This is a genomic window from Streptomyces sp. NBC_00209, assembly GCF_045206345.1.
Lineage (GTDB): Bacteria > Actinomycetota > Actinomycetes > Streptomycetales > Streptomycetaceae > Streptomyces.
In genome coordinates this window covers 36,325-55,953 of the sequence record NZ_CP108122.1, presented here as the reverse complement: position 1 = coordinate 55,953, position 19,629 = coordinate 36,325, and the positions used below count along the sequence as shown (strand labels likewise).

At 73.2% G+C, this 19,629-nt stretch carries 16 protein-coding genes; 11 read left to right on the top strand and 5 right to left on the bottom strand.

Translation table 11 applies throughout. The annotated features are described in order from the left end of the window. Window position 1 precedes the first annotated feature (1 nt). The 5 genes from OG867_RS31980 to OG867_RS31960 are packed head-to-tail and all read left to right on the top strand — an operon-like array spanning window position 2 to window position 9,137. Window positions 2-1,027, top strand: coding sequence for an enediyne biosynthesis protein (locus OG867_RS31980; RefSeq protein ID WP_331720343.1), 1,026 nt, complete (start codon window positions 2-4; stop codon window positions 1,025-1,027). Then, window positions 1,024-6,891: a type I polyketide synthase gene (locus OG867_RS31975; RefSeq protein WP_331720342.1), complete on the top strand. Its 5,868-nt coding sequence runs from the start codon at window positions 1,024-1,026 to the stop codon at window positions 6,889-6,891. Before OG867_RS31980 ends, OG867_RS31975 begins: the two co-directional genes overlap by 4 nt. After that, the gene (locus OG867_RS31970; protein WP_331720341.1) at window positions 6,884-7,255 is read left to right on the top strand and encodes a hypothetical protein; all 372 of its coding nucleotides are present in this window, start codon (window positions 6,884-6,886) and stop codon (window positions 7,253-7,255) included. Before OG867_RS31975 ends, OG867_RS31970 begins: the two co-directional genes overlap by 8 nt. Beyond that, window positions 7,252-7,794, top strand: coding sequence for a flavin reductase family protein (locus OG867_RS31965; RefSeq protein WP_331720340.1), 543 nt, complete (start codon window positions 7,252-7,254; stop codon window positions 7,792-7,794). The genes OG867_RS31970 and OG867_RS31965 overlap by 4 nt, the downstream gene beginning before the upstream one ends. Beyond that, window positions 7,791-9,137 (top strand): cytochrome P450, encoded by a 1,347-nt coding sequence (locus OG867_RS31960; protein ID WP_331720339.1) that lies wholly within the window; start codon window positions 7,791-7,793, stop codon window positions 9,135-9,137. Before OG867_RS31965 ends, OG867_RS31960 begins: the two co-directional genes overlap by 4 nt. A 91-nt stretch (window positions 9,138-9,228) precedes the next feature. Here OG867_RS31960 and OG867_RS31955 read toward each other — a convergent pair whose 3' ends face one another. Further along, window positions 9,229-9,954, bottom strand: coding sequence for a helix-turn-helix domain-containing protein (locus tag OG867_RS31955; RefSeq protein ID WP_406290686.1), 726 nt, complete (start codon window positions 9,952-9,954; stop codon window positions 9,229-9,231). 94 nt (window positions 9,955-10,048) lie between these two features. Next, window positions 10,049-11,077, bottom strand: a complete 1,029-nt coding sequence (locus OG867_RS31950) for a ParB/RepB/Spo0J family partition protein (protein ID WP_331720338.1) — start codon at window positions 11,075-11,077, stop codon at window positions 10,049-10,051. 283 nt (window positions 11,078-11,360) lie between these two features. Here OG867_RS31950 and OG867_RS31945 point away from each other — a divergent pair, with 283 nt between their 5' ends. The 6 genes from OG867_RS31945 (at window position 11,361) to OG867_RS31920 (ending at window position 17,008) form a co-directional block, all read left to right on the top strand. After that, window positions 11,361-11,933: a DUF5987 family protein gene (locus OG867_RS31945; protein WP_328904600.1), complete on the top strand. Its 573-nt coding sequence runs from the start codon at window positions 11,361-11,363 to the stop codon at window positions 11,931-11,933. After that, the gene (locus OG867_RS31940) at window positions 11,930-13,615 is read left to right on the top strand and encodes a GMC family oxidoreductase (protein ID WP_328904599.1); all 1,686 of its coding nucleotides are present in this window, start codon (window positions 11,930-11,932) and stop codon (window positions 13,613-13,615) included. Before OG867_RS31945 ends, OG867_RS31940 begins: the two co-directional genes overlap by 4 nt. 102 nt (window positions 13,616-13,717) lie before the next feature. After that, the gene (locus tag OG867_RS31935) at window positions 13,718-14,161 is read left to right on the top strand and encodes an acyl-CoA thioesterase (RefSeq protein WP_328904598.1); all 444 of its coding nucleotides are present in this window, start codon (window positions 13,718-13,720) and stop codon (window positions 14,159-14,161) included. A 92-nt stretch (window positions 14,162-14,253) separates the two neighbouring features. Further along, window positions 14,254-15,057: a TIGR03084 family metal-binding protein gene (locus OG867_RS31930; RefSeq protein WP_331720337.1), complete on the top strand. Its 804-nt coding sequence runs from the start codon at window positions 14,254-14,256 to the stop codon at window positions 15,055-15,057. Window positions 15,058-15,089: 32 nt separating this feature from the next. Further along, window positions 15,090-15,641, top strand: coding sequence for a prephenate dehydrogenase/arogenate dehydrogenase family protein (locus OG867_RS31925; protein ID WP_328904596.1), 552 nt, complete (start codon window positions 15,090-15,092; stop codon window positions 15,639-15,641). Beyond that, the gene (locus tag OG867_RS31920; protein WP_331720336.1) at window positions 15,638-17,008 is read left to right on the top strand and encodes a condensation domain-containing protein; all 1,371 of its coding nucleotides are present in this window, start codon (window positions 15,638-15,640) and stop codon (window positions 17,006-17,008) included. The genes OG867_RS31925 and OG867_RS31920 overlap by 4 nt, the downstream gene beginning before the upstream one ends. 75 nt (window positions 17,009-17,083) lie before the next feature. Here the strand turns inward: OG867_RS31920 and OG867_RS31915 are convergent, their stop codons facing one another. From OG867_RS31915 to OG867_RS31905, 3 genes are read right to left on the bottom strand one after another with little or no spacing between them, the layout of a single operon-like run. Continuing rightward, on the bottom strand, window positions 17,084-17,995 hold the full coding sequence (locus OG867_RS31915) for an oxidoreductase (protein ID WP_328904755.1): 912 nt from the start codon (window positions 17,993-17,995) through the stop codon (window positions 17,084-17,086). 41 nt (window positions 17,996-18,036) lie between these two features. After that, window positions 18,037-18,588 (bottom strand): carboxymuconolactone decarboxylase family protein, encoded by a 552-nt coding sequence (locus OG867_RS31910; protein ID WP_328904594.1) that lies wholly within the window; start codon window positions 18,586-18,588, stop codon window positions 18,037-18,039. A 24-nt stretch (window positions 18,589-18,612) separates the two neighbouring features. Next, a complete protein-coding gene (locus tag OG867_RS31905) occupies window positions 18,613-19,359 on the bottom strand; it encodes an alpha/beta fold hydrolase (protein WP_331720335.1) in 747 nt (248 codons plus the stop codon). Window positions 19,360-19,629 lie beyond the last annotated feature (270 nt).

The window sequence follows — 19,629 nt, the reverse complement described above, 5'->3', positions numbered from 1 at the left end:
CATGACCGACCAGCAGACCCCCACCCCGATCAAGGCGCAGAGCGCCCCCCGGCACGACGCCAAGGTCATCAAGGCCCTGACCCGGTTCGCGCTCTCGATCTCGGTGCTCAACATCCTCGGCTACACCGTCCTCGGCTTCGAACAGGCATGGACCTGGCCGCTGGTCGCCCTCGCGACGGCGTACACCCTGGAGATCGCCCTGGAAGCCGTCAGCGCCCGGGTCGAGGGCCGCAGGGCCCGCTTCCTCGGCGGCGGCCCGCGCGGACTGATGCAGTTCCTGCTCCCCTCGCACATCACCGGCCTGGCCGTGAACATGCTGACCTACGTCAACGACCGGATCTGGGTCATGATCTTCGGCGTGATCGTCGCCGTCGGCACCAAATGGGTGCTGCGCGCGCCGCTGCGCGGCCGGATGCGCCACTTCATGAACCCGTCGAACTTCGGCATCGCGGTCATCCTGATGCTGTTCCCCTGGGCCAGCATCGCCCCGCCGTACCACTTCACCGAGTACCTCTACGGGCCCGCCGACTGGGTCCTGCCCGGCATCATCATCGTGCTCGGCACCATGCTCAACGCCAAGCTCACGGACCGCATGTGGCTGATCGCCGCCTGGGTCGGCGGCTTCGCCCTCCAGGCCATCGTGCGCGGCCTGATCTTCGGGACCTCCATCCCGGCGGCCCTGGGCATGATGACCGGCACCGCCTTCGTCCTCTTCACCAACTACATGATCACCGACCCGGGCACCTCGCCGTCCAAGCGGACCGCCCAGATCGCCTTCGGCGGCGGAGTCGCCGCGATGTACGGCCTCCTGACGGCCCTGCACATCGCCTACGGCATCTTCTTCGCCACCGCGCTCGTCTGCCTGATCCGCGGCGGCTACCTGTGGTGGATCCACGCCACCGCCGACAAGGACACCGCCGCGCAGCCCAAGGCCGTGTCCGAGGTCGTCCCCCTCCGTCCCGCCCCGGCCGCCACGTCCCTCAACGGCGTGTCGCCCGGAGAACAGAAGGAGTCGGTGCCCGCATGAGCAGGATCGCCATCGTCGGCATGGCGTGCCGGTACCCCGACGCCGCCTCCCCCCGCGAACTGTGGGACAACGCCGTCGCCGGCCGCCGCGCCTTCCGCAGGCTCCCGGACGAGCGGATGCGCCTGGAGGACTACTACGACCCCGACCCCACCGTCCCCGACCGCTTCTACTCCCGTACGGCGGCGCTCCTGGAGAACTACGAGTTCGACCGCGTCGCCCACCGGACCGCCGGCAGCACCTACCGGTCCACCGACCTCACCCACTGGCTGGCCCTGGACACCGCGGGCCGCGCCCTCGCCGACGCCGGCTTCCCCGACGCGGCCGGGCTGCCCCGCGAGACCACCGGCGTCGTCATCGGCAACACCCTCACCGGCGAGTTCTCCCGCGCCAACGTGATGCGCCTGCGCTGGCCCTACGTACGACGGGTGCTGACCGGGGCGCTCAAGGACCTCGGCTGGGAGGACGAACGGATCGCCGAGTTCGCCGCCGGAATGGAGGAGGACTACAAGCGGCCGTTCCCGCCCACCGACGAGGACACCCTCGCCGGCGGCCTCGCCAACACCATCGCCGGACGCATCTGCAACTACTTCGACCTCAACGGCGGCGGATACACCGTCGACGGCGCCTGCTCCTCCTCCCTGCTGGCCGTCACGACCGCCAGTGCCTCCCTGCTCAGCGGCGTCACGGACATCGCCGTCGCCGGCGGCGTCGACCTGTCCATCGACCCGTTCGAGGTCATCGGCTTCGCCAAGACCGGCGCCCTCGCACGCGGCGAGATGCGCCTCTACGACCAGGGCTCCAACGGCTTCTGGCCCGGCGAGGGCTGCGGCATGGTCGTCCTCATGCGCGAGGAGGACGCGCTCGCCGGCGGTCACCGCATCTACGCCACCATCGCCGGCTGGGGCATCTCCTCCGACGGCCAGGGCGGCATCACCCGCCCCGAGGTCAGCGGCTACCAGCTCGCCCTGCGGCGCGCCTACGAACAGGCCGGCTTCGGCATCGAGACCGTGCCGCTCTTCGAGGGCCACGGCACCGGCACCGAGGTCGGCGACGCCACCGAGCTCACCTCACTCGGCGAGTTCCGCGCCCGGGCGGGCGCCGAACCGGGCTCGGCGGTCATCACCTCCATCAAGGGCATGATCGGCCACACCAAGGCCGCCGCCGGCGTCGCCGGCCTGATCAAGGCGGCGCTCGCCGTCGACGCGCGCATGCTGCCGCCCACCATCGGCTGCGCCGACCCGCACGACCTCCTCACCGCCGACGACGCCAACCTGCGGGCCCTGCGCACGGCCGAACCCTGGCCCGAGGACGCCCCGCTGCGCGCCGGAATCACCGCGATGGGCTTCGGCGGCATCAACACCCACATCGTCCTCGACAAGCCCGAGCCGCAGCAGCGCAAGCCGCTCGCCCGCCGCTCCCTCGACCTCGCCGGTTCGCTCCAGGACGCCGAGGTCCTGCTCTTCGACGCGGACTCGCCCGGTGAACTGCGCGACCGCCTCACCCGGGCCGCCGACGAGACGATCCGGCTCTCCTACGGCCAGATCACCGACCTCGCCGCCCTCCTCCAGCGCGAACTGCGCGACCTTCCCTGGCGGGCCGCCGCCGTCGTCACCTCACCCGAGGACGCCGAACGGCAGCTGCGCCGCCTGATCACCGCCGTCGACCAGCGCGACGCACGCGCGACGGCCTTCACCGCGGACGGGAACACCTTCCTGGGCCACGCCGCCGACGAGCCCCGCATCGGCTTCCTCTTCCCCGGCCAGGGATCGGGCACCAGCACCACCGGCGGAGCCCTCGCGAGGCGCTTCCCGGAGGCCGCCGAGGCGTACGCCACCGCCGCCCTGCCCACCACGGGCGACATGACGGCCACCGAGACGGCCCAGCCGCGCATCGCCACCGGCTCGCTGGCCGGGCTCAGGGTCCTGGACTCCCTCGGCATCGAGGCCGGCCTCGCGGTCGGCCACAGCCTCGGCGAGATCTCCGCCCTGCACTGGGCAGGCTCCCTGACCGCCGCCCAGCTCCTGGAGACGGCCCGGGTACGCGGACAGGCCATGGCCGACCACAGCGCCTCGGGCACCATGGCCTCCCTGGCCGCCGGGCCCGAGACCGCCGAACGCCTCGCCCAGGGCCTGCCCGTCGTCGTCTCCGGCTACAACGGCCCGGCCCAGACCGTTGTCGCGGGACCGGTCGACGCCGTGGACGCGCTGGCCGCGCGCGCCGCCGAGGAGGGCGTCCCCTGCACCCGGCTGCCGGTCTCGCACGCCTTCCACTCGCCCCTGGTCGCCCCCGCCGCCGACTCCTTCGGCACCTGGCTGGACGACCGGGCCCACCCGGCCCCCGGACGCCGTGTGATCTCCACGGTCACCGGTGCCGAACTCACCCCGGACACCTCCGTCCCGGACCTGCTCCGCCGTCAGATCACCGCCCCTGTCCGGTTCTCCCAGGCCGTGGCCCGGGCGGCCGGTGACACCGACCTGTTCATCGAGGTCGGCCCGGGCCGGGTGCTCTCCGCGCTGGCCGGCAACGCCACGGGCGTCCCCGCCGTCGCCCTGAACACCGACGACGAGTCCGTCCGCTCGCTGCTCCGCGTCGTGGCGGCCGCCTGGGTGAGCGGGGCGCCCGTCGCCCACGAGCGCCTGTTCCGGCACCGGCTCACCCGGCCGCTGGAGATCGGCGCCGCCCGCACGTTCCTCTCCAGCCCCTGCGAGCAGGCCCCGCTCCTGGACCTGCCCGCCGTCGCCCCGGCCGCCTCCCCGGCGGACGCCGACGCCACGGGCACCGAGGGCGCGGACGCCGGCCGGTCCGTCCTGGAGGTGCTCACCGCCCTGGTGGCCGAGCGCGCCGAACTCCCGGCCGAGCTCGTCGGACCCGAGACCAGCCTCCTGGACGACCTGCACCTCAGCTCCATCACGGTGGGCCAGATCGTCAACCAGGCGGCTACCCAACTGGGCCTCTCCGCCGCCCGGATGCCGACCAACTTCGCGACCGCCTCCGTACGGCTCCTCGCCGAGGCCCTGGAGGAGCTGGCCGCGACGGCCGACGCTCCGGACGCGGCGGGCCCGGTCGTCATCGGTGCCGCGCCCTGGGCCCGCGCCTTCTCCGTGGCCCCCGAGGCACTGCCGCTGCCCGCCGCCCCGCGCGCCGGGGAGGGCACCAGCACCTGGCAGCTGTTCGCGGACGCCGGGGACACCGGGGCCGAGGAGATCCGTACCGCGCTCCAGGCGTCCCCGTACGGTCCCGGCATCCTGATACGGCTGCCCGAGCAGTGCTCCGAGGAGGCCCTGCAGCACGCGCTCGACGGGGCGAAGACGGCCCTCGCCGTCGCCTCCCAGGACGCCGAACCGCGCTGTGTCCTCGTCCAGTCGGGGCGCGGCGCCGCCGGCCTCGTCAAGACCCTCGCCCAGGAGGAGCCCCGGCTCCGCGTCACCATCGTGCACACGCCGCCCGGCGCGCACCTGGTGGAACGGGTCCTCGCGGAGGTCGCCGCCACCCGTGGCGCCGTCCGGTTCTCCGAGGCCCACTACGGCGAGGACGGCGTGCGCCGGGTGCCGACGCTCCGGGCCCTGCCCGTCCGCGCCGAGCACAACGACCCGCCGATCGGCGCTTCCGACGTCCTCCTGGTCACCGGGGGCGGCAAGGGCATCTCCGCGGAGTGCGCCCTCGCCATCGCCCGTGACACCGGGGCGGCCCTGGCCGTCATGGGACGGTCCGACGCGGCGGCGGACGCCGAACTCGCCGCGAACCTCGCCCGGATGACGGACGGCGGCGTGCCCGTGCACTACGCGCGTGCGGACGTCACCGACCCCGCCCAGGTCCGGGCGGCCCTCGCGGAGCTGACCGGGCGGCTCGGACCGGTCACCGGTCTGCTGCACGGTGCGGGGCGCAACGAACCCGCCCCGCTGACCGCGCTGCGGCGCGACGACCTCCGGCGCACCTTCGCGCCCAAGGTCAACGGCCTCCAGCACGTCCTGGACGCGGTCGGCGCGCAGAACCTCAAGCTCCTCGTCACCTTCGGCAGCATCATCGGCCGGGCCGGCCTGAAGGGCGAGGCGCACTACGCCACCGCCAACGAGTGGCTGGCCGACCTCACCGAGAGCGTCGCCCGGGACCACCCGGGGCTGCGGGCCCGGTGCGTGGAGTGGTCCGTCTGGTCCGGTGTCGGCATGGGCGAGAAGCTCTCCGTCGTGGAGACGCTGGCCCGCGAGGGCATCGCCCCCGTCTCGCCCGAGCAGGGCGTGGAGATCCTGCTCCGCCTCATCACGGACCCGGACGCGCCCGTCGTCTCCGTCGTCAGCGGCCGTACCGAAGGCGTCGCCACGGTCCGCCGCCACCAGCCGCCGCTGCCGCTGCTGCGGTTCACCGCCACCCCGCTCATCCGCTACCACGACGTCGAGCTGATCACCGAGGCGGAACTCAACGTCGGCTCCGACCCCTACCTCGCCGACCACCACCTCGACGGCAACCTGCTGATGCCCGCCGTCATGGGCATGGAGGCCATGACCCAGGTCGCCTTCGCGGCCACCGGCCGGACCGGCACACCCGTCCTGGAGGACGTGCGGTTCACCCGGCCGATCGTCGTCCCGCCGGACGGCTCCGCGCACATCCGCATCGCCGCCACCGTCACCGGACCCGACACCGTCGACGTCGCCGTCTTCACCAAGGAGACCGGTTACGCCGCCGAGCACTTCCGGGCCCGCGTGGTCTACACGACGACACCGCCGGAGGAAGGACGGCCCGACGTCAGCACCGCACCGCTCGGCCAGGTGCCGCTCGACCCGGACGCCGACCTGTACGGGAGCGTGCTCTTCCAGGGCACCCGCTTCCAGCGGCTGCGCCGCTACCACCGCGCCGCCGCCCGGGACGTCGACGCCGACCTCACCCTGGCCGGCACCGGCGGCTGGTTCGCCGGCTACCTCCCCGCGACCCTGCTGCTCGCCGACCCCGGCATGCGCGACGCGCTCATGCACGGCAACCAGGTCTGCGTCCCCGACGCCACCCTGCTGCCGTCCGGCATCGAACGCCTGACGCCGCTGACCGCCGCCAAGCTGCCCGGCGACCCGGACGAGCTGCGCTACTGCGCCACCGAACGGTCCCGGGACGGTGACACGTACATCTACGACATCGCCGTACGCACCCCGGACGGCACCGTGGTCGAGCGGTGGGACGGGCTCACCCTGCACGCCGTGCGCAAGAACGACGGCTCGGGGCCCTGGCCGCCGGCGCTCCTCGGCTCCTACCTGGAACGGTCGCTGGAGGAGGTCCTCGGCGCGAGCATCGCGGTCGTGGTCGAACCCGACCCGGACGACGACACCGACGCCCCCGGGCCCGGAGCGGTGGCGACCAGGACCAAGAAGGTGGTCCGGACCCGCCGGGCCGCGACCCTCACCGCCGTGCAGCGCGCGCTGGGCGCACCCGCCGAGCTGCGCTACCGGCCCGACGGCAAGCCCGAACTCGCCACCGGGCAGCACGTGTCCGCCGCCCACGGCATGAACCTCACCCTGGCGACCGTGTCCGACACCGCCGTCGCGTGTGACGTCGAGGCCGTCTGCGTACGCACGCAGAAGGACTGGACGGGCCTCCTGGGCGACCACGCCCCGCTGGCCGCCCTGGTGGCGGGCACGACCGGCGAGGCCCCGGACACCGCGGCCACCCGGGTGTGGAGCGCGGTGGAGTGCCTGAAGAAGGCCGGACACCTCACCAGCACGTCCCTGTCCCTGCTCCCGCAGACCAAGGACAACTGGGTGCTCTTCAAGAGCGGGGACCTGGAGATCGCCACCTTCGTCACCGCGCTGCGCACCTCGCTGGAACCCGCCGTCTTCGCCGTCCTGGCGGGACCGGGGGAGGGGGGCGAGGGCCGTGGGTGAGACGTACGAATACCACTTCACGGCCACCGGGACGGAGGCCGAGGCCGAGGCCGACGGCTCCTATCTCGGCTGCCTCCTGCGCCAGGAGCAGTGCCGTGAACTGACCCTGGAACAGGCGGAGTTCCCCGCCGAACCGCTGAGCACCCGGGAGATGGACTGCGAGGCCCTGACCGAGACCGAGCCCGGTGACGCCGTGCTCGTCCGGGTCCGGGTCACCGGCACCGCGCCCGGAGAGCTGGAGCTGACGTACCACCAGTACAAGCAGGGGGCGCACGGCGAGGGGATCCTGGTCGCCCGCGGCCGGGAACGCATCGCCGGGATCAGCCCGTCCATCCTCTCGACACCGGCTGGGAGTTCCGCATGAGCCTGGTAACCACCCGCACCGCGGAGGACGTCGACCTCACCGACACCCGGCAGCTGCGCGGCGCCTTCGGGACCTTCGCCACCGGGGTGACCGTCGTCACCGTCGGCGGCCACGCCTGGCGGGGCATGACCGCCAACTCGTTCACCGCCCTCTCCCTCGACCCCCCGCTCGTCCTGGTCTGTGTCGGCAAGGAGGCCGTCATGCACGGCAGCCTCACCGGCGCGGAGGACTTCTCGGTCTCCGTACTGGCGGCCGGGCAGGAGGACGTCGCCCGGCACTTCGCGGACCCCACCCGGCCCTCGGGGCTCAGCCAGTTCGCCACGGTCGGGTGGGAGCCGGGCCGGGCCACCGACGCCCCGCTGATCGCCGGGGCCGACGCGCACTTCGAGTGCGTGCGGCAGGAGGTCTACGACGGCGGCGACCACACCATCTTCATCGGCCGGGTCGTCGCCGCGCGCAAGCGGCCGCCGGCCGCCGACACCCTGGTCTTCCGGAGCGGGCGCTTCCGGGGCCTCACCGAAGAACGCGAGGCGGCATGACCGCCCGGCCGGCCGAACCGCCGGTCTCCGCGCTCCCGGGACTGCTGCGCAAACTGGCCACGGACCGTCTCGGCCTGATGCGGGACGCGGCGGCCCTGGGCGACGCGGTCCGGGTCGCCATCGGCCCGAAGAAGCTCTACATCTTCAACCATCCCGACTACGCCAAACACGTCCTGGCCGACAACAGCGACAACTACCACAAGGGCATCGGCCTGGTGCAGGCCCGCAGTGCCCTCGGCGACGGCCTGCTGACCAGCGAGGGCCCGGTCTGGCGCAAGCAACGCCGGACCGTCCAGCCGGCGTTCAAGCCGGCCCGGATCGCCCAGCAGGCCGAGACCGTGGCGGAGGAGGCGGAGAAGTTCGTCGCGCTCCTCGCCCGGCACGAGGGCGCGGCCCCCGTGAACCTCATGCACCTGGTCACCCAGCTGACCCTGGGCGTCCTCGGCCGCACGCTCCTGGACACCGGCCTCGACGGCTACGGCGAGGTGGCCCACGCCTTCGAGGCGGTGCAGGACCAGGCCATGTTCGACATGGTGACGATGGACAAGGTGCCCGCGTGGCTGCCGCTGCCCCGGCAGCGCCGGTTCCGCACCGCCCGCCGCGAGCTGCACCGGATCGCCGACGCCCTCATCGCCGACCGGCGCGGCCGGATGAGCGGGGGAGCGGCGCCCGACGACGCGCTGGCCAGGATGATCCTGGCGGCGGCCGAGGCGGAGAGCGTCGACGGCGCCCCGGAGCAGCTGCGCGACGAGCTGGTGACCCTGCTGCTCGCCGGGCACGAGACGACCGCCAGCACGCTGGGGTGGACCTTCCACCTGCTCGACCGGCACCCCGAGGTCCGGGAGAAGGTCCGCCAGGAGGCCCGGGAGATCCTGGGGGACCGTGCCCCGGTCCTGGACGACCTGCACCGGCTGTCCTACACCACCATGGTCATCCAGGAGGTCATGCGCCTCTACCCGCCGGTCTGGGTGCTGCCCCGCATCGCCCAGCGGGCGGACAACGTCGGCGGATACGAGGTGTCGGCCGGGGCGGACGTCCTGATCAGCCCGTACATCCTGCACCGGCACCCGGGGCTGTGGACGGACCCCGAGCGGTTCGACCCGGAGCGGTTCGACCCCCAGCGGGTCGCGCACCGCCCGCGCTACGCGTACATCCCGTTCGGGGCCGGGCCCCGGTACTGCGTGGGCAGCAACCTCGGGATGATGGAGGCGGTGTTCGTCACGGCCCTGGTCACCCGGGACCTGACGCTCGACTCCGTACCGGGGCACAAGGCCGTCCCCGAGGCGATGCTCTCGCTGCGGATGGCGGACGGGCTGCCGATGACGGTCGGCCGGAACCGCTGAGGCCGGCGGTCGCGGCACACGAAGGGGCCGGCGGTGCGAGGGGGATTCGCACCGCCGGCCCCTTCGTGTGCCCCGGCCGCCCGGGGGCTTCTCAGGCGGCGACCGGAGTGCGGAGGTCCCGGCCCGAGAGGGCGACGAGGATGGGCGGGTCCAGCGGATCGGCCGGGCGCAGCACGATGTCGGCGGGCAGCACCGCGACCCCGGGCTGCACGGTGACCGGTCCGTACCGGCCGATGCTGAGGGTGTCCGGCGCGTACCCGCCCTGGCCGGCGGGGAGCGGAGTGCCGTACGGGACGGAGTAGGCCAGTACGTGCCAGGTGCCGGGCGGCACGTCGTGCAACTGGAAGGGGCCGGGGCCGTCCATGACGGTGTGCCGGACGGGCCGGCCCTGCAGGATCGCGCTGGGGAAGAGCCCGATGAAGACCTGGCCCAGGGCCCGGTCGCCGGGCAGCACCGCCCGCCCCCGGATGGTGAGCGGCGCGGGGCCGTCGCCGGCGGCGCGGACCGGGGCCGGGCCGAGCGCCGACACATCGCCGCCGCTCTCCCGGTACATGCTCGGCGACACCCCCACACACGTCTTGAACCGCGTGCTGAACGTCCCGACGCTGCTGTAGCCGACCCGGCTGCTCACGTCCGCGACGCTCATGTCGGTGGAGACGAGAAGATGCTTCGCCTCCTGAATCCGGAGCGCGGAGAGGAACCGCCGCGGTGACGTCCCCGTGGTGTGCCGGAAGATCCGGGTGAAATGGAACTTGCTGAACATGGCAACGCGTGCCATGTCATCGATCGTGAGTTCCTGATCGAGACGCTCATGCATTTCCTCGACGACGCGAAGAATCGCCTGGTTGACCGATGGAGAAGTCACAAGAGATCCCTTCCGGATAACTTCGATCGGGTCATGATCCGCATGTTCAGCGGCCGGTATTCATTTCATTGGCGAATCGTCGCCACGAATCCGAGCACTTCATCGCCACGTCGGCGATCGCCTGCCGGCTGTGCGCCGGGATGGCCGGTGTCTGGCGCCGCCATGCCTCGTCGGTGAGGAAATGGGCGTGCAGCCACCGGACGAAGTCGCGCCCGGAATCGGTCTGCCGCAGCGCCGGGTCACCGGCCAGGCTCCGCAGGATGTCCAGAGCGTCCCGGGTCGTCACGGTGCGGCCCCCGCCGGACGGGGCCCGGCGGACGGGCGCCGCGGGGCGCGGGCCCTCCGTGTCGCGGGCCGCCGTGTCGCGGGCCGCCGTGTCGCGGGCCGCCGGGCGCGCCGCGGAACGGGGTCCCGGCTGGGGCGCCGGGTCCTCACCGCGCAGCAGCCGCTGCCGTACGTCGTGGGCGGTGCCCAGGGAGAGTCCGGTGCGCTGGGCCACCATGCGCAGGGTCAGGCCCGGGCGCAGTGAGATGAGTTCGGCGGCCTGCCGGCGCTCGGTGGTGCGGTCCAGCGGATGGGCCTTGCCATCGCGCCCGACACGCATGTTCAGCTGCGGAGAATCCACGGTTGAACGGTGCCGGACCCCGGCCACCGTCTTCGCGTCGAGCCCGGTGTAGATGCCGATGCTCCGGTCCGACATGGCGGGGAACGACCGCAGGATCCGGTCCGCTGCGGCCTTCCGGTCGGCGGTCGAGAGCGGCAGTCCGTGCGCGATGTTCCGGGCGACGGACTGGATGAACGCCTCCTCGTCGGCGCCGTCGAAGAACTGCGCCCGCAGCACCTCGTGCCCGAGGATCTCGGCGGCCCGCAGCCGGTGCATCCCGTCGATGACCCGCATCGTCGGGCGCTGCACCAGGACCGGCGGCAGCGAGTCGTACACCTCGGCGAGCCGCCGGGCGTGCGCCTCGTCGATCCCGTCCAGACGCGGTGAGCGGCCCGGTGCCAGATCGCGGATGCGCACCGGCTGGGTGAAATGGGCGGGTAGCTCCGTCTGTTCCTCGGCAGAACCGCTCATGGGTGCTCCTGGAAGTGGGGGTGAACTGTTCCCGACGTAGAGAGGTGGAACGATTTCCAACGCGTCGTACGATCCGGTTCCGCTGTTCGAAGAGCGATTCGAAGTCTACCGGCTGGCTGGTTTTATCGGGTGGCCCGGAGCGGCCCCGAGGAGACTTCGGTTAGTTGCTTCGTGGAACTCGGTCGTTTCTTGAACAGACTCACCCGTTGCTTGAACTCGCACCGCTCGCATAGCTTCCTCGGCATGCCGCACGACATTCCGATTGTCCGGAGAGGGAGAGTTGATGACGGACGTGACCGGCCGGCAGTCGGCCGACAGTGCACGACTGACCCTGGAAGCATTCGCGGACACCATAATCCCCGGTGAAAAGCGTGGTCCCGAGGACCGTGCCGTCGCCGGCGCGGCCACCGGCGGCGGAGCCGTCGCGGCCGGCGCGCTGGACCTCCTGCGCTGGGACGCCACCGGAATGTCGGAGGGCGTGGACGGCCTCGCGGAACTCCTGGACGAGCACGCCCGTGGCTACGCCGGGCAGCACGGCCTGGAGCTCGACGCGACGGTCCCGCCCTTCGTGGCACTCGACTTCGAGCACCGCACCGAACTGGTCAAGCGGCTGACGGCCCCCGGACACCCCGAGCGCGAGTTCTGGATCCTGCTGGCCCTCTTCTCCAACATGTCCTTCGACTCGGCCGCCCACCTGCACACGGCGGAGGCCCTGGCCGCGGACCACCCCGGTCTCGCCGCCCTCGGCATCACCCCGCCCGGCGCGGACGGCTTCTGGCGCTTCGCGAAGCCCGGTTACGGACGCCCGCTGGCCCGCCTGCACCCCGACACCACACCCTCCGGGAGCCCGGCATGACGAACCCCGCGGAGAAGCCTGCGGAAAGCACCGACGTCCTGGTGATCGGCAGCGGCTTCGGAGGCGCCATCACCGCCTACCACCTCGCGGCCGGCGGGGCCTCCGTCACCGTACTGGAACGTGGACCCTGGCTGACCAGCGAGGACTTCGAGCACGACTACAAGCTCGGCTCCTCCTACACCCGGGCCTTCGACTTCGTCGTCGGTGACGGCATGAGCGTCCTCGGCGGCAACTGCGTCGGCGGCGGCAGCGTCGTCTACTTCGCGGCGATGCCCCGCGCCCCCCGCTTCGTCTTCGAACGCAAGGGCAGCATCGGCCGCCGCATGTGGCCGAAGGCCATCGACCGCGACACCCTCGACCCCTGGTACGACCGCGTCGCCCAGGCGCTGTCCGTCACCCGGCAGGACTGGGACGACGTCAGCTACGCCGGCGGCCTGTGGGCGGCCGCGTGCGACCACTCCGGCCGCACCGCCAACCCGCTGCCGACCGCCGTGGACAGCTCCCGGTGCACCAACTGCAACTGGATGATGGCCGGCTGCCGCTACGAGGCGAAGCAGTCCCTCCTCCTCAACTACCTGCCCGCCGCCGTCACCCACGGCGCCGTGATCCGGCCACTCCACGAGGTCCAGCGCATCACCCGGACCCCCGAGGGCGACTACCGGGTCCACTACGACGTCATCGACGCCGAGGACTACCGGGTCCGCACCGGAAACGGCGTCATCGAGGCGAAGATCGTCATCCTGGCCGCAGGCGCGGGCGCCACGCCCGTCATCCTCCAGCGCAGCGAGGGCGACCTCGGCACGATGCCGCACGCGGTGGGGCGCTACTTCTCCGGCAACGGGGAACGCCTCAACACGGCGATCATCGACGAGGACAAGGCCGCCGAGCTGCTGAAGCTCGACCGGGGCGACGGCACCGCGTACGCCGTCAACCAGATCGGCAAGGGCCCCACCGTCGCCAACTGGGACCGGCTCGACGGATCCCTCCCCGAGTTCTCCCGCTACTCGCTGGAACAGCTGTACTTCCCGCCCGGCCTGGGCACGATCCTCGCCCAGGTGCCGGGAGAGGCAGCGCCCTCCTGGTTCGGAAAGGCCAAGAAGGAGATCCTCAAGCGCTGGCAGTCCTGGCTGACCATCTTCACCATGATCGAGGACAACAACGAAGGCGTCTTCGGTCCGCCGCCCGCCACCGGGAACGCGCACCGTATCTCCCAGCAGATGCTGGGCCGCGGCAACCTCCGTTACGCCCCCACCACCAGCACGGTCGAGGCGTGGGCGAAGTCGGACGCCGAGGTCAAGGAGATCCTGGAGAAGGACGGCCTGTCCCAGGTCATGCCCTGGACCAACGACCTGGTCGGCGCCTATACGGTGCACCCCCTGGCCTCCTGCCGGATGGGGGACGACCCGCACACCTCCGCGCTGGACGACCGCAACGAACTCCGCGGCCACCCCGGCATCTTCGTCACCGACGGCTCGGCCGTCCCCGGCGCGCTCACGGTGAACCCCGCCATGACCATCGCGGCCATCGCCGAACGAGCGGTCCCGGGCATCGTGCGCGCCGCCCAGGACAAGGGCGTCCGCGTCAGCTACCGGGCAACGCTCCCCGCCGCCGTCCGCGACAGCCGGTCCAGGACCCTGACCGTGATCCCCTCGCCGTCCGTACCCGCGCCCGTCGCCGGATAGCCGCGCGCCCCCGCCCGGGCCAGGGGCCCGGGCGGCCACTCATCGCCAGCAGGTTGCTTCACGAAACCAGCCCCACCGCACCGAGCAGGAAGAGGAAAGACCATGAGCGCCTACTTCGAGTACCTCCACACCGTCGGCTTCGAGGAGACCAACCTCGTCGGCAACGTGTACTACGTGAACTACCTGCGCTGGCAGGGACGGTGCCGTGAGATGTTCCTGAAGCAGGAGGCGCCGGCCGTCCTGGCCGAGGTCCAGGACGACCTGAAGCTCTTCACCCTCAAGGTGGACTGCGAGTTCTTCGCGGAGATCACCGCCTTCGACGAGCTGTCCATCCGGATGCGCCTGGCGGAGCTCGGGCAGACCCAGCTGGAGTTCACCTTCGACTACGTGCGGCTCGCCGAGGACGGCGGCGAGACCCTGGTCGCCCGCGGCCGCCAGCGGATCGCCTGCATGCGCGGCCCCAACACCGCGACCGTCCCCTCGCTCGTCCCGGACTCCCTGGTCCAGGCCCTCGCGCCGTACTCCGGCGCCGCGCTCGCCGCCTGACGCCCCGTTCCCGTACGGCCCCCGCACGCCCAGTGGGTTGCTTCACGCAACCCGACCGAGTTGCTTCACACAACCCACCCCAGGAGAACCCCATGGCCACGCTGCAGGACACCCTCAAGGACCTCTCGATCGACGCCGAGGAGACCATCCGCCTCGTGGAGAACCTGGACGACGCCGCCTGGCGGACGCCCACCCCCGCCACCGGCTGGACGATCGCCGACCAGATCGCCCACCTGACCTTCATCTTCCAGCTGGCCAGGACCGCCGCCGCCGACCCGCAGACCTTCGAGAAGATCGCCGCCGGTGCGGCCGGCGACTTCGACGGGGCGGTCAACGCGGCGCTCCGCGGCTTCGACCACCTCACCCCGGCCGGACTGCTCGCCGCCTTCACCGCCGAGAGCGAGGCGTGCGTGCGGGCCCTGGCCGCCGTGCCGGAGGACTCCATCGTCCCCTGGCTCGTCAATCCGCTGCCCCCGCGGATCCTCACCTGCGCCGGGATCATGGAGGTCTTCGGGCACGGCCAGGACATCGCCGACGCCCTCGGGGTGCGCCGCGAGCCCAGCGACCGGCTGCGCCACCTGGCGGAGTTCGCCTGGCTGACCCGCGACTTCGGTTACCTCTCGCGCGGCCTGACGCCGCCCGCCGAGCCGTTCCGGTTCGAGCTGACGGCCCCCTCCGGGGAGCACTGGAGCATCGGCCCGGCCGACGCCGTGGAGACCATCACCGGCCCCGCCCACGACTTCTGCCTGCTGGTCACCCGGCGCCGCCACCCCGACGACCTCGCGCTGACCGCGAGCGGCGACCGGGCGACCGAGTGGCTGGGCCTGGCCCAGGCGTACCGGGGACCGGCCGGAGAAGGCCGCCGGCCGGGGCAGTTCGCGGCCCACAGCCACTGACCCGGCACCCCGACGGACCCCCGGCGGCCACCATGACCTCCACGGCCCCGCACGACGTCACCGTGATCGGCTGCGGGACGCTCGGCACCTCCATCGCCCTGGCCCTGACCCGGGCCGGCCGCAGCGTCGCGCTCGCCGACGAGGACCCGCGCGCCCTCGCCCGGGCCGTGTTCCGGGGCGCGGGCACCGTCCTTCGGCCCGACAGCCTCCCGGCCGCACTGGTCGTCGTCGCCACCCCGACCGCCGCCGTGATCGACACCCTGTACGAGGCGCAGGCCGCCGGTCTCGGCCGCGCCTACACCGACCTCACCGCCGGGAACCACGGCATCTGGGACGAAGCCCGCCTGCGCGGCTGCGACCTGCGGGGGTACGTCCCCGGCCGCCCCCGGCTCCCCGCCCGGCCGGGCGGACCGGCCGCCGGCCTCTTCGCGGGCCGCCCGTGGACCGTGTGCCCCTACCCCCTGGCCGAACCGGACGCCCTCGACGCCGTCGACCGCCTCGTCCGCACCTGCGGCGCCCACCGCGACGACGTGCCCCCGGGCCGCCGGGCCCGCTCCCCGATCTCCGAAAGAGGAAGACGATGACCACGCTCACCCCGCAGGCGTCCGACCAGCAGCCCGAAGCCCTCTCCGCGCCCCAGGTGCTGTGGAACTCGGGGGACGAGGGCGACGAGGCCGGATTCTTCAGCCACCGGTTCACCATGGCGGGCAGCTGGCGGATCACCGGTCCGCTGGACACCGCGGACCTCCAGTGGGCCCTGGACCAGCTGGTGGTCCGGCACACCATCCTGCGTACCGTCGTCACACGCGACAAGGACAGCCCGACCCAGGAGGTCGTGCCCGCCCGGTCCGTCCCCCTGCTGGTCGACCACCTCGCCGTGGCGGCGGGACCGGACCGGGACGCCGCCGCCGAACGGCTCCGCAACGAGGCCGAGACCGGGAGCCTCGACCCCCGCACCGTGCCGCTGCTCCGCGCCCGGCTGGTCCGCTTCGACGCCGAGGACGCCGTCCTGAGCCTCGTCACGCACCACACCGCCGGCGACGAGTGGTCGATGCAGGTGCTCCTGCGGGACCTGGCCGAGCTGATCCGCGCCCACGCCGAGGACCGGCCCGCCGACCTGCCCGAGGCCGTCCAGTACACCGACTTCACCCACGACGAGCTCACCCGCGAGAACACGCCCCGCACCGAGGAGGACCGCGCCTACTGGCGTACGCACCTGGCCGGCGCCCGCGTCTTCGCGGTCCCCACCGACCGCGAGGTCCCGCACGTCCACTCCGCGCCCTACTCGGCCCACACCTTCCCGCTCGACGCCGCCACCGTGACCCGGGCCCACGAGCTGGCCGCGCAGGCGGACACCCCCGTCTCCACCGTGTACCTGGCGGCGTTCAACCTGCTCGCCCACCGGATCAACGGCACGATGGACCCGGTCATCGACACGCTCACCACCGTGCGCCCCGCCCCGCGCCACCAGGGCATCGTCGGCCCGCTGATGGACTTCCTCGCACTGCGCACCGGCCTCGCCGGCCACGACACCTTCCGCGACGTCCTGGCGGCCACCGCCCGGACCTGCCGCGAGGGACACGAGAACGCGGTCCCCATCCAGCACGTGGAGGACATGCTGCCCGAGCTGATGTCCCCCAACGACGAGCCCCGGAAGACCAACCTCATCTTCGGCGCCTTCGCCCCGCCCTTCGAGCCCGCCGCCACCCGGATCGCCGACGCCACGGAGGAGGTGCCCAAGCCGGCCGGCCTGACCCCGGAGGGCGCCTGGATCCCGCACGGCGTCGCGTGGACCGTGCACGCCCTGGCCACCGGGGAGCTGGGCGGGCACATCCAGTTCAACACCGAGGAGCTGGACCCGGAGACCGTCGCCGGCTGGGCCGGGACCTACGCCGCCCTGCTCGAAGCGGCCGTACGGGAGCCCGACCGGTCCTGGAACAGCCTCGGGTGACCGGGCAGGGCCTGGGAACGACCGAGGCGGGTGGGGTACGGGAAGCTTCCCGTACCCCACCCGCCTCGGTCCCGCTCAGCCGCCGTACGTGAGGCCGGTGAGCTCCTCCGACTGCTCCCACAGCCGCCGCCACGCCCGTTCGTCCCGGGCGCCCCGGCCGGGGCGGACGATCCGGGGAGCGCCCCGGGTGCCCGTGATCCCGCCCGGCCCGTAGTACGAACCGCCTCGCGCGGACGGGTCGGTGGCCGCCCGCAGGGTGGACAGCATTCCCGCGTCGGCGTCCTGGAGGAGCAGCCGCGCGAACGGTGCGCCGGCCACCCGCAGCCCGGCCGGGAAGCCCCGGCCGAGACCGGTGGCCGCCAGGCCGGGGTGGGCGGCCGTGGCGATCGTCGGACGGCCGCTCGCGGTGAGCCGCCGTTGCAGTTCGGCGGTGAACAGCAGATTGGCCAGCTTCGACCGGTTGTACGCCCGGTAGCGGCCCGAGGGCGGCCGGGCGCCGGGCGGCCCGGGCCGGCTCAGGTGGTGCAGATGGCTGCTGACCGTCACGACCCGGGAGCCGGGGTGCTCGGCCAGCCGGGGCAGCAGCAGGTTGGTGAGCGCGAAGTGCCCGAGGTGGTTCACCCCGAACTGCAGCTCATGGCCCTCGGCGGTCGTCGTGCCCTTGGTCCACATCACCCCGGCGTTGTTGACCAGCAGGTCGATCCGGGGCAGCCCTTCGAGTTCCCTCGCCGCCCGCCGTACGGAGTCCAGGGCCGCGAGGTCCAGCTCCTGGACCGTCAGGTCGGCGCCCGGTACGGCCTCCCGGATACGGCTCACCGCCAGGGTGCCCCGGCCGGGGTCCCGTACCGCCAGCACCACATGCGCCCCGAGGCGCGCGAGCGCGGCGGCGGTCGCGAGGCCGATGCCGGAGCTGGCACCGGTGACGACGGCGGTGCGCCCGTGCTGCTCCGGCGCCCGGGCAGCCGTCCACCGCTCTTCCGTTGTCAGGCCGAACACTCCGGTCCTCCTTCCGCCGCCGCGTACACCGCTCAGGCCGGGACGCTCACGGCCCGGCCGTAGCCCACGGTCGTGATCCGGTGCGCGGATTCGAGGTAGTAGGCGTCGGACACCGGCAGCGCGGTGTCCAGGCAGCTGACATACCGGTTGAACATGCAGAAGGACGCCGCGATCAGCACGGTGTCGTGCAGGTCCGCGTCGCTCGCGCCCGCCCGCCGCGCCTCCGCCACCGCCTCGGCGGAGACGGCCCGGGCCGCCGCCTGCACCTCGGCCGCCACGGCGAGCAGCGCGCGCAGCTTGGCGCCGATGGGGGCGCTCGCCGGGTCGGCGAGGACCGCGTCGACCAGCTCCTGGCCCTCCACCAGCTGTGCGGCGGCGAACGCGGCGTGCGAACCGGCGCAGAACGGGGTCCGGTTGAGGTGGGAGACGTACGCGGCGATCAGCTCCCGCTCACCCTGGGGGAGCGAGGCGGGCGCCCGCAGCAGGGTCTCGGCGAGGTGGTTCAGCGGGGCGGCGGTGTCCGGCCGGTTGGCCATCAGGCCGGTGATGCCGGGGAGGTCGTTGTCGAGCGCGATGTGCGTCATGCGAGGCCCTTTCACGGAGGAGTGTTACGTGGGGATCGGCGCGGTGCGCGGGGAGGAGGCCGGCTCCGCGTCGAGCAGCGCGAGGGGCGGGTCGTCCGCGAGGTAGAAGTGGCCTCCGGGAACGACGAGTTGGCGAAATCCGCCGGTGGTGCGGTGCGACCAGCCGGACGCCTGACCGGGGCCGGTCACCGGGTCCGCGTCGCCCAGCACCCCGGTGACGGGACAGCCGACGCGGTCCGCCGGACGTGCCGCGTACCGGCTCGCCATGAGCAGGTCCGCCCGGATGTACGGGAAGTACCGGTCGAGGAGCCCCGGGTCGTCCAGCAGCGCGGGGTCGGTGCCCCCGAGCCGGACCAGGGTCGTCGCGAGCTCGTCCGGGGACGCCGTTTCCAGCCCGGCGGGGGCCGGTCGCGGAGGCGGGGCCGAGGCGCCCGAGACGAAGAGGCGGCTCGGCGGAACACCGCCCCGCTCCAGCAGCAGCGCCGTCTCGAACGCGGCCCAGGCGCCCATGGAGTGCCCGAACAGCGCCACCGGCCGGTCCGCCAGAGCAGCGACGGCGGGCGCGACGCCCGCCGCGAGGTCCCGGACGTCCGTGGCGCACGGCTCGGCCGCCCGTTCCGCACGGCCCGGATAGCGCACCGCGTACACCTCGAACCGCCCGCCGGGGGAGGCCCAGTGCCGGAAGAAGGCGGCCGTGCCCCCGGCATGCGGGAAGCAGACCACGCGGAACGCGGCACCGGGCGCGACCCGTGTGCGCTGAAGCCATGCCATGACCGCGCTCCTCTCCCGGGCCGACGGCGGAACCCGGAGGGCAGCCTTCACCGCCCGCGACGGGCCCGACCCGCTTGAACAGGCGTTCAGGCACAGCGGAAGAGCGACCACAGCACGCGGGAAGACGCGCCCAACGCTCCCCGAGCCCGTTGCGCACGAAGGAAGATGCGCCGCGCCTGACGCGGACCGCAGCCTTGATCCACGCCCGGGCAGGCGCCGGAGACGCGCGTGCCGCGACGTCCCGCAGCGCCCGGTCCCTCCGCGAAGACC